This window comes from Streptomyces kanasensis (genome assembly GCF_043077165.1).
GTDB lineage: Bacteria > Actinomycetota > Actinomycetes > Streptomycetales > Streptomycetaceae > Streptomyces > Streptomyces changanensis.
Genome location: NZ_JBIBSF010000005.1, coordinates 511,837 through 519,867, shown reverse-complemented (window position 1 = coordinate 519,867; position 8,031 = coordinate 511,837). Strand labels below are relative to the sequence as shown.

Below are 8,031 nucleotides of genomic sequence, written 5' to 3'. Positions count from 1 at the left end.
CCCCGGTCACCCCCGGGGGGGGGCCCCCCCCGCCCCCCCGGGCCCCCCCGCCCCCGGGGGGGCCCCCCCGCCCCCCCCCCCGGGGGGGCCCCCCCGGGGGGGGGGGGGGGGCGCGGGGGCCCCCCCCCCACCGCCACATGGCGTGGAAGGTGTCGCTCACGCGGAGCCGTCCTCACGCATCGGGACGCGGACGCCCTTCGCGTCGGCGACGGCGCCGGCGCTGTCGTAGCCGGCGTCGACGTGGCGGATCACGCCCATGCCCGGGTCGTTGGTGAGGACGCGGCGGATCTTCTCGCCCGCCAGCGGGGTGCCGTCGGCGACCGTGACCTGGCCGGCGTGGATCGAGCGGCCCATGCCGACGCCGCCGCCGTGGTGCAGGGAGACCCAGGAGGCGCCGGAGGCGACGTTGACCATGGCGTTCAGCAGCGGCCAGTCGGCGATGGCGTCGGAGCCGTCGAGCATGGACTCGGTCTCGCGGTACGGGGAGGCGACGGAGCCGCAGTCGAGGTGGTCGCGGCCGATCGCGAGCGGCGCCGCGAGCTCGCCGGAGGCGACCATGTCGTTGAAGCGCTCGCCGGCCCTGTCGCGCTCGCCGTAGCCGAGCCAGCAGATGCGGGCGGGCAGGCCCTGGAAGTGGACGCGCTCACCGGCCAGCTTGATCCAGCGGGCCAGCGACTCGTTCTCCGGGAAGAGGTCGAGGATCGCCTTGTCGGTCTTGTGGATGTCGGCGGCGTCGCCCGAGAGGGCGGCCCAGCGGAAGGGGCCCTTGCCCTCGCAGAAGAGGGGGCGGATGTAGGCGGGGACGAAGCCGGGGAAGGCGAACGCCCGGTCGTACCCGGCGAGCCGGGCCTCGCCGCGGATGGAGTTGCCGTAGTCGAAGACCTCGGCGCCGGCGTCCATGAAGCCGACCATGGCCTCGACGTGGTGGGCCATCGACTCGCGGGCGCGGGTGGTGAAGCCCGCCGGGTCCTTGGCCGCGAGGGACGCCATGTCGTCGAAGTCGACGCCGACCGGCAGGTAGGAGAGCGGGTCGTGGGCGGAGGTCTGGTCGGTGACGATGTCGATCGGCGCGCCCTCGGCGAGCATCCGCGGCAGCAGCTCGGCGGCGTTGCCGAGGAGGCCGATGGACAGGGGGCGGCGGGCGTCGCGGGCCTCGGTGGCCAGCTGGAGGGCGTGCTCCAGGGAGTCGGCCCGCACGTCGAGATACCGGTGCTCGATGCGGCGCTCGATGGCGCGCGGGTCGCAGTCGACGCAGATCGCGACGCCGTCGTTCATGGTGACGGCGAGCGGCTGGGCGCCGCCCATGCCGCCGAGGCCGGCGGTGAGGGTGATCGTCCCGGCGAGGGTGCCGCCGAACTTCTTCGCGGCGACGGCGGCGAACGTCTCGTACGTGCCCTGGAGGATGCCCTGCGTGCCGATGTAGATCCAGGAGCCGGCCGTCATCTGGCCGTACATGGTGAGGCCGAGCTGCTCCAGGCGGCGGAACTCCTCCCAGTTGGCCCAGTCGCCGACCAGGTTCGAGTTGGCGATGAGGACCCGGGGGGCCCACTCGTGGGTCTGCATGACGCCGACGGGGCGGCCGGACTGCACGAGCATCGTCTCGTCCTGCTTGAGCGTGCGCAGGGTGCGGACCATCGCGTCGAAGGAGCGCCAGTCGCGGGCGGCCTTGCCGGTGCCGCCGTAGACGACGAGCTTGTCGGGGTGCTCGGCGACCTCGGGGTCGAGGTTGTTCTGCAGCATCCGCAGGGCGGCCTCCTGCTGCCATCCCAGGGCGCTCAGTTCCGTACCGCGCGGGGCCCGTACGGGGCGGGGTCCTGACATGGGGATGCCTCCTCGGTTGATCGGCCTGGGGCCACTGGGACGACGCTCACCGTGTTGAGCGGGTTATTCACATCCTGCTGGACTGAATAGTTGTAGTCAACAGCTGCGCGGCGGCAGAACGGGTGTTTGGCTGGGTGCCATGGCTTCCGACCGTCGTGATCAGGCCGTCCGCGCAGCCGTCGCCCACGCGCTGCTCTCCGACTCCGCACCCGTCGCCGCCCTCCTCGACACCGCCGGCGTCCGCGCCTCCGCCGCCGCCCTCCGCGCCGCCTTCGCCGCCGTCACCGACGCCCCCGTCCTGCACGCCTTCGCCGTCAAGGCCGCCCCGCTCGTCCCCGTCCTGCGCCTGCTGCACGAGGAGGGGCTCGGCGCCGAGGTCGCGAGCCCCGGCGAACTGGCCCTGGTCCGCGCGGCGGGCGTACCGCCGGAGCTCACCGTCCTGGACTCCCCCGCCAAGACCCCCACCGAGCTGCGCGAGGCCCTCACCCTGGGGATAGCCGTCAACGCCGACAACCCCCAGGAGCTCGCCCGGCTCGACCCCCTCGTCACCGCCCTCGCCGGCGCCGGGGGCACGCCCCCGCCCGTCGGGCTGCGCGTCAACGCCCAGGTGGGCGGCGGCTCCATCGGCGCCCTGTCCACCGCGACCGACACGTCCAAGTTCGGTGTGCCGCTGCGGGACGACGGCGCCCGGGAGTGGATCGTGCGCGCCTTCCTGGAGCGCCCCTGGCTGACCCGGCTGCACACCCACTCCGGCTCGCAGGGCGTGCCGCTCGCGCTCATGGCCACCGGGGTGCGGGCCGTGTACGAGCTGGCCGAGGAGATCAACGCCGCGGCCGGGCGGCACCAGGTCGACACCGTCGACATCGGCGGCGGCCTGCCGGTCAACTTCGCGTCCGACGAGGAGACCCCGACCTACGCGCGGTACGCGCGGCTCCTCGCCGACGAGGCGCCCGGGCTGTTCGACGGGCGGTACGGACTGGTCACGGAGTTCGGCCGGGCGCTGCTGGCCAAGCACGGCACGGTGCTCGCCCGCGTCGAGTACACCAAGACCTCCGGCGGGCGCCCCGTCGCCGTCGCCCACGCCGGCGTCCAGGTCGCCACGCGCACGGTCTACGACCCCGCCTCCTGGCCGCTGCGCATCGTCGCGTACGACGCCGCCGGGCGGCCCAAGTCCGGGCCGCTCCTCGCGCAGGACGTGGCGGGGCCGGCCTGCTTCGCGGGCGACCTCCTCGCCGTGGCGCGGCCGCTGCCGCCGCTGGAGCCGGGCGACGTCGTCGCGGCGCTCGACACCGGCGCGTACTACTTCGCGCACCACTACGCCTACAACTCCCTGCCGCGGCCGGGCGTCTACGGCTACGAGCTGGAGCCGGACGGGACGGTGCGGTTCGCCACCGTACGGTCGCCGCAGCGGCCCGCGGAGATCGTCGCCGAATCGGGCGGCGAACACCGGGACGCCCTGGTACGCCGGTAGCGGCGCGGGTACCGCGGCGGGGCGGCACTGGGGGGGGCGGGCGGGGCGGGGCCCGGCGGGCGCCAGCGCGGGGCGGGGCGGGGCCCGGCGGGGCAGGCGCGTCGCGCGGGGCACCGGCGGGGCCCGGGGCGGCGGAGCCTACCGCGCCGGGGGCACGTTCCAAGGGAAAATGCCAGAAGTCCCACCCGTGGGCAGAACGTTGCGTAACGTCTCCATCACTGAGCCGTTCGCGTCTGCGCCATGGGAGGGGAGCCCGCGTGCCCGGAATCGACGAGTGCCTGGTCGAGGCGATGGCCCTGCCGGGGGCGCGCGGGGCGGCTCTCGTCGACTGGACCAGCGGGCTGGCCCTCGGCACGATCGGCGAGTCCCCGGTCGGCGACCACGAGACCTCCGCGGCCGAGGCGGCCGAACTGGCCCGCGCCGCCGCCGAGTACGAGTCCTTCACCCCGGCCATGGCCGCCCCCTCCCCCGCAGGTGCCGGCCCTGAGGGTGACGACGACGGGGGCGCGCCCGTCGAGGACCTCATCGTCACCACCCGCACCGGCTACCACGTGCTCCGGTTCGTCACGACCAACTTCGACAGCAGCCTCTTCCTCCACCTGTGGCTCGACCGCACCACGGGCAACCTCGCGCTCGCCCGATTACGCCTGCGCGACCTCGCCGAACGGCTGGTGCTGTGATGGCCGGCGTCGTCTCGCCGATGCTGCGGCGCCTCGCGGCGGACCGGGCGACGGGCGCCCTGGTGCGCGACCACGGCACGCTCTACCTCGTGGACGGCCAGGTCGTGCACGCCGAGAGCCCCGTCGCCCCCGGCCTCGACATCCTGCTCGCCGGCGGCAGCGACCGGCGCTCCGCCGGCCCCGGGCACGGCGGGCGGATAGGCGACGGCGAGCGGGAGATATGCCGCCTGGGCGCCCTCTTCGACGCCGCGTTCTTCGCCCTCGCGCCCGGCCGCGGCCCGGCCCGCTTCCGCTACGGCCACCACCCCCGGTACGCCGGACCCGGCCGCCCGGTGCCCGCCGCCGCGGTCGAACGCGAGACGCTGCGCCGCCGCGAACTGCTCGACAGCGTCTGGCCGTACCCCGCACTCGACGCCGCCCCGGTCGTCCCGCGCCCCGCCGCGCCCGGCCAGACGGTCACCGCCCGCGGCCGCGCGCTCCTCGCCCGCGCGGACGGGGTGCGCACCCCGGCGCAGCTCGCGTGGGTGCTGGGGCGTCCCGCCTTCCACACGCTGCTGGAGATCCGGCGGCTGGCCGCCGCCGGGCTGGTCGAGACGCCCGATCCCGTGCCGCCCTCCGCACCCACCGGCGACACCACCGCCCCCCAGCCGACCGGATCCCCGGCCCACCGGCCCACCGGCCTCCCCGACGGGCCGCCCGGCCTGCCCGGCGGCCTGCCCACCGGGCTCCCCGCCGCACTTCCCGGCCGACTGCCGCCGGGCTTCCCGGCCCACCGGCCCGCCGCCCCGCCCGCACCCGAGCACGCGCCGCCGAGCAGCCCCACCACCGCGACCGATCCCCCCGACATCGCCCTGCTCCGCCGAGTCCGTGACGCTCTGGAGGCACGCCTGTGACCACCCGCTCCACCCCCCTGCCCTCATGAGGGGGGCGTCATGAGGCGCGCCCTGCGGCAGCGCGCCGAGAGGAGACAACTGATGACGGCCGAACCGTACGTACTCGGCGAGCTGCGCCGGCTGCGCGCCCGCGTCCCCCAGCTGACGGGGGCGCTCGCCGCCAGCGTCGACGGGCTGGTCCTCGCCCAGGACACCGGCGACGTCGAACCGGAGGGCGTCGCCGCCCTGACGGCGGCCGCCCTCGGCGTCGCCGTGCGGCTGAGCGACGCCACGGGTCGGGGCGGGTTCCGCGAGCTGCTCGTCCGCGGCGAGCACGGCTACGTGGCGACGTACGCGGCGGGCGGCACCGCCGTCCTGACCCTCCTCGCCGAGCCCCGCGTCAACGTCGGTCGGCTCCACCTGGAGGGGCGCCGCTCCGGCGCCCGGATAGCGGAGCTGGTCGACGGCGCCCTGGAGCGGCCCGAGACCACGCCCTGACCGCCCCCGGCCCCTGCCGGCCGAACCCCTGCCCCTGACCCGCTGGACCCGCCGGACCCGCCGACCCGCTGAACCCCTCGATCCATCCCCGTAGGAAAGGAAGTGCGCGTACATGAACGCGGAGACCGCCCTCAAGGAAGCCACGACCCTCATCGACGGCGCCATCGGCGCCGCGCTCGTCGACTACACGAGCGGCATGGCCCTCGGCACGGTCGGCGGCGGCAAGGACCTGGACCTGACCGTCGCCGCGGCGGGCAACACCGACGTGGTCCGCGCCAAGGTGCGCACCATGGAGATGCTCGGCCTCAACGACGAGATCGAGGACATCCTGATCACGCTGGGCACCCAGTACCACCTGATCCGGCTGCTCAAGGGACGCGGCACCAACGGCCTGTTCCTCTACCTGGCGCTGGACAAGGGCCGCGCGAACCTGGCGATGGCCCGCCTCCAGCTCAAGCGGATCGAGGGCGAACTGGAGGTCTGAGCCCCGCCCCCGCGCCGCGCGGTCACGGCGCGGCGCGCGGTGCCGGGGCGGCGCGCGCGGTCACGGCGCGGCGCGCGGTGCCGGGGCGGCGCGGCCCCCGCCGCGTCCACAGCGCCCGCCGCCCGCCCCGCCGGGTTCAGCGGCGCCGCGCCCCACCGGGCGCGGCGTCGCCGGCGGCGATCCCCGTCGTCCGGTACGCGGTGACGCGCGGCCCGGCCGGACCGCCCGCGCCCAGCCGGTCGACCGGCACCCACAGCAGCAGGTCCCCGGCGCCCTCGCGGCGCCCGAGCCACGACGCCTTCAGCCACAGCCCGGCGCCCAGGCCGGCGACCAGCAGTCCGACCGCCCCCGGCACCAGGAACGACGAGCCCACGGCCACCGCGAAGGCCAGTAGCAGCCACCACCGCCGGGCCCGCCGCCAGACGCGCACGGTCACGGCCCGGTCCTGCAGGACGTCGGCGCGGGCGGCCCGCCCGGCGGCGTCGGCGAGCCGGACGTACCGGCCCCGCCGGGTGAGGGCGGCCACCGCCGCCGCGACCAGGAACAGCGCGGCCCCGGCCAGCAGGCCGATGCGCCGCCCGGTCAGCCCGGGCACCAGCGCCCCGACGCCGGCTCCGAGGATCCCCGACCACCACAGGGGCGCCGCCCCGGCCCGTACCGCCACGGCCACCCGCGCCAGCGCCTGTCCTCCGCGCGCCACGTCCGTCCTCCTCCTGCTCGGCTCAGTTGAGGTGCGCGCGGCAGGGTACAGCCGGTCGGTGAGATTTCCGTGAGAGGCGCCGGACGGGCGCCTACTCGACGAACAGGCCCCGCGCGGCCGCCCCCGCGTCGAACTCCTCCAGGCGCGCCTGGGCCTCGGGCAGGCCGTCGCACATCGCCTCCAGCAGCGCCCGGCCCAGCAGCATCGGCGCGCACGCCGTGTCGAAGGCGAGCGCCGTGCCGACGGCGGCCGGCAGCAGGACGTCACTGTGCCCGGCGACCGGCGCGAACGCGGAGTCGGCGACGGTCACCACGGCCAGTCCGGCGCCCCGGGCGTACTCCAGCGCCTCGACGACCTCCCGCGGGTGGCGGGGCAGGGCGAAGCAGAGCAGGGCCGTGGCGCCGGCGCGCACCGCGGCGTCGACGCGGTCGGTGAGCATCGAGCCGCCCTCGTCGAGGAGGCGCACGTCGGGGTGGACCTTGGCGGCGAAGTAGGCGAAGCCGCGTGCCTGGGCGGCGGCGGCCCGCAGGCCCAGCACCGGCAGCGGGCGCGAGGCGGCGAGGAGCGCGCCGGCCCGCTCGACGGGCGCGGGGTCGGCGAGGAGTTCCGCGAGGTGGCGCAGGTTCTCGATCTCGGCGTGCACGGCCTGCTGGTACTCGTTGGCGGGCGGGCCCTCGGCGGCGCCGTCCCCGGCCGGGCGGCCGGGCTCGGCGGGCGCGACCTCGCGCAGGTGGCGGCGGAGCGCCGGGTAGCCGTCGAAGCCGAGCGCGACCGCGAAGCGGGTCACCGACGGCTGGCTCACCCCGGCCAGTTCGGCGAGCTCCACGCTGGACAGGAACGGCACGTCGGCGGCGCGGCGCACCATCCAGTGGGCGATGCGCCGCTGCGTCGGCGTCAGCCGGTGGCCGTCGAAGAGCGTCTGGAGCCGTGCGCCCGGGGTGTCGCTCATCCGGACCCCTCCTCCACCTCGAATCCATTCAGTCACACCTGTGACTGAATAGACCATATGCAAGAGGGCGGCCCCCACGAAACCGGGGGCTAACCCCACCGACAGACCCGCCCCCACGGACCTAGCGTGGGGGCATGGACGCCCACGACACGGACCTCAGGCGCGACCTGGACGCCACCCTGCACGCCCGCCGCGAGCTGGGTGACGCGTACGAGACGGCGCTCGTCGAGTCCTTCCTGGAGAAGGTCGACGAGCGGCTCGACGCCTCGATCGACCGCCGCGTGCGGCGCCGGCTGGCCGAGCGCCGGCTGGACGCGGCCCGCGACGACCCGGGCGGCCCGCGGGAGGACGGCGGCGGCTACGGCGAGCGGTTCGGCTTCGCGACGGTCTCCCTCGTCCTCGCCGTACCGCTCTCCGCGATCGGCGCGGCCCACGCGGGCCTCAAGGGGCTGGTGGTCGCCTGGCTGGGCATCGTCGGCGTGAACGCGCTGCACGCCCTGCGGGACCTGCCCCGGCCGTTCGCCGACCGCGGCTAGCGTGTGCCGGCCGCGGCCGG

Annotated in this window: 9 protein-coding genes; 6 read left to right on the top strand and 3 right to left on the bottom strand. The window is 76.4% G+C overall.

The features are described from left to right. Nucleotides 1-156 precede the first annotated feature (156 nt). The gene (hutU, locus tag ACF053_RS16295; RefSeq protein ID WP_391954495.1) at nt 157-1,821 is read right to left on the bottom strand and encodes a urocanate hydratase; all 1,665 of its coding nucleotides are present in this window, start codon (nt 1,819-1,821) and stop codon (nt 157-159) included. Nucleotides 1,822-1,960: 139 nt separating this feature from the next. Here hutU and ACF053_RS16290 point away from each other — a divergent pair, with 139 nt between their 5' ends. The 5 genes from ACF053_RS16290 (at nt 1,961) to ACF053_RS16270 (ending at nt 5,826) form a co-directional block, all read left to right on the top strand. Further along, entirely contained in the window at nt 1,961-3,292 is a 1,332-nt protein-coding gene (locus ACF053_RS16290) for a diaminopimelate decarboxylase (RefSeq protein WP_391954494.1), read from the top strand. A gap of 257 nt (nt 3,293-3,549) precedes the next feature. Further along, nucleotides 3,550-3,972, top strand: a complete 423-nt coding sequence (locus ACF053_RS16285) for a hypothetical protein (RefSeq protein ID WP_391954493.1) — start codon at nt 3,550-3,552, stop codon at nt 3,970-3,972. Continuing rightward, a complete protein-coding gene (locus tag ACF053_RS16280) occupies nt 3,972-4,865 on the top strand; it encodes a transcriptional regulator (RefSeq protein WP_391954492.1) in 894 nt (297 codons plus the stop codon). Before ACF053_RS16285 ends, ACF053_RS16280 begins: the two co-directional genes overlap by 1 nt. A 39-nt stretch (nt 4,866-4,904) precedes the next feature. Beyond that, entirely contained in the window at nt 4,905-5,342 is a 438-nt protein-coding gene (locus ACF053_RS16275) for a roadblock/LC7 domain-containing protein (protein ID WP_391954491.1), read from the top strand. Between the two features lie 112 nt (nt 5,343-5,454). Further along, complete coding sequence (locus tag ACF053_RS16270) at nt 5,455-5,826, top strand: hypothetical protein (protein ID WP_391954490.1); 372 nt, start codon at nt 5,455-5,457, stop codon at nt 5,824-5,826. A gap of 136 nt (nt 5,827-5,962) precedes the next feature. Here the strand turns inward: ACF053_RS16270 and ACF053_RS16265 are convergent, their stop codons facing one another. Beyond that, entirely contained in the window at nt 5,963-6,526 is a 564-nt protein-coding gene (locus ACF053_RS16265; protein ID WP_058945475.1) for a hypothetical protein, read from the bottom strand. Nucleotides 6,527-6,617: 91 nt separating this feature from the next. After that, nucleotides 6,618-7,475: a MurR/RpiR family transcriptional regulator gene (locus ACF053_RS16260; RefSeq protein ID WP_391954489.1), complete on the bottom strand. Its 858-nt coding sequence runs from the start codon at nt 7,473-7,475 to the stop codon at nt 6,618-6,620. A 134-nt stretch (nt 7,476-7,609) separates the two neighbouring features. Between ACF053_RS16260 and ACF053_RS16255 the strand changes: the two genes are divergently transcribed. Next, nucleotides 7,610-8,011: a hypothetical protein gene (locus tag ACF053_RS16255; RefSeq protein ID WP_391954488.1), complete on the top strand. Its 402-nt coding sequence runs from the start codon at nt 7,610-7,612 to the stop codon at nt 8,009-8,011. The last annotated feature ends 20 nt before the right edge of the window (nt 8,012-8,031 follow it).

Excerpts from the sequence above, each read along its gene's own strand:
- hutU (WP_391954495.1), bottom strand. The coding sequence starts at position 1,821 with ATGTCAGGACCCCGCCCCGTACGGGCCCCGCGCGGTACGGAACTGAGC.
- ACF053_RS16290 (WP_391954494.1), top strand. The coding sequence starts at position 1,961 with ATGGCTTCCGACCGTCGTGATCAGGCCGTCCGCGCAGCCGTCGCCCAC.
- ACF053_RS16280 (WP_391954492.1), top strand. The coding sequence starts at position 3,972 with ATGGCCGGCGTCGTCTCGCCGATGCTGCGGCGCCTCGCGGCGGACCGG.
- ACF053_RS16275 (WP_391954491.1), top strand. The coding sequence starts at position 4,905 with ATGAGGCGCGCCCTGCGGCAGCGCGCCGAGAGGAGACAACTGATGACG.
- ACF053_RS16270 (WP_391954490.1), top strand. The coding sequence starts at position 5,455 with ATGAACGCGGAGACCGCCCTCAAGGAAGCCACGACCCTCATCGACGGC.
- ACF053_RS16260 (WP_391954489.1), bottom strand. The coding sequence starts at position 7,475 with ATGAGCGACACCCCGGGCGCACGGCTCCAGACGCTCTTCGACGGCCAC.
- ACF053_RS16255 (WP_391954488.1), top strand. The coding sequence starts at position 7,610 with ATGGACGCCCACGACACGGACCTCAGGCGCGACCTGGACGCCACCCTG.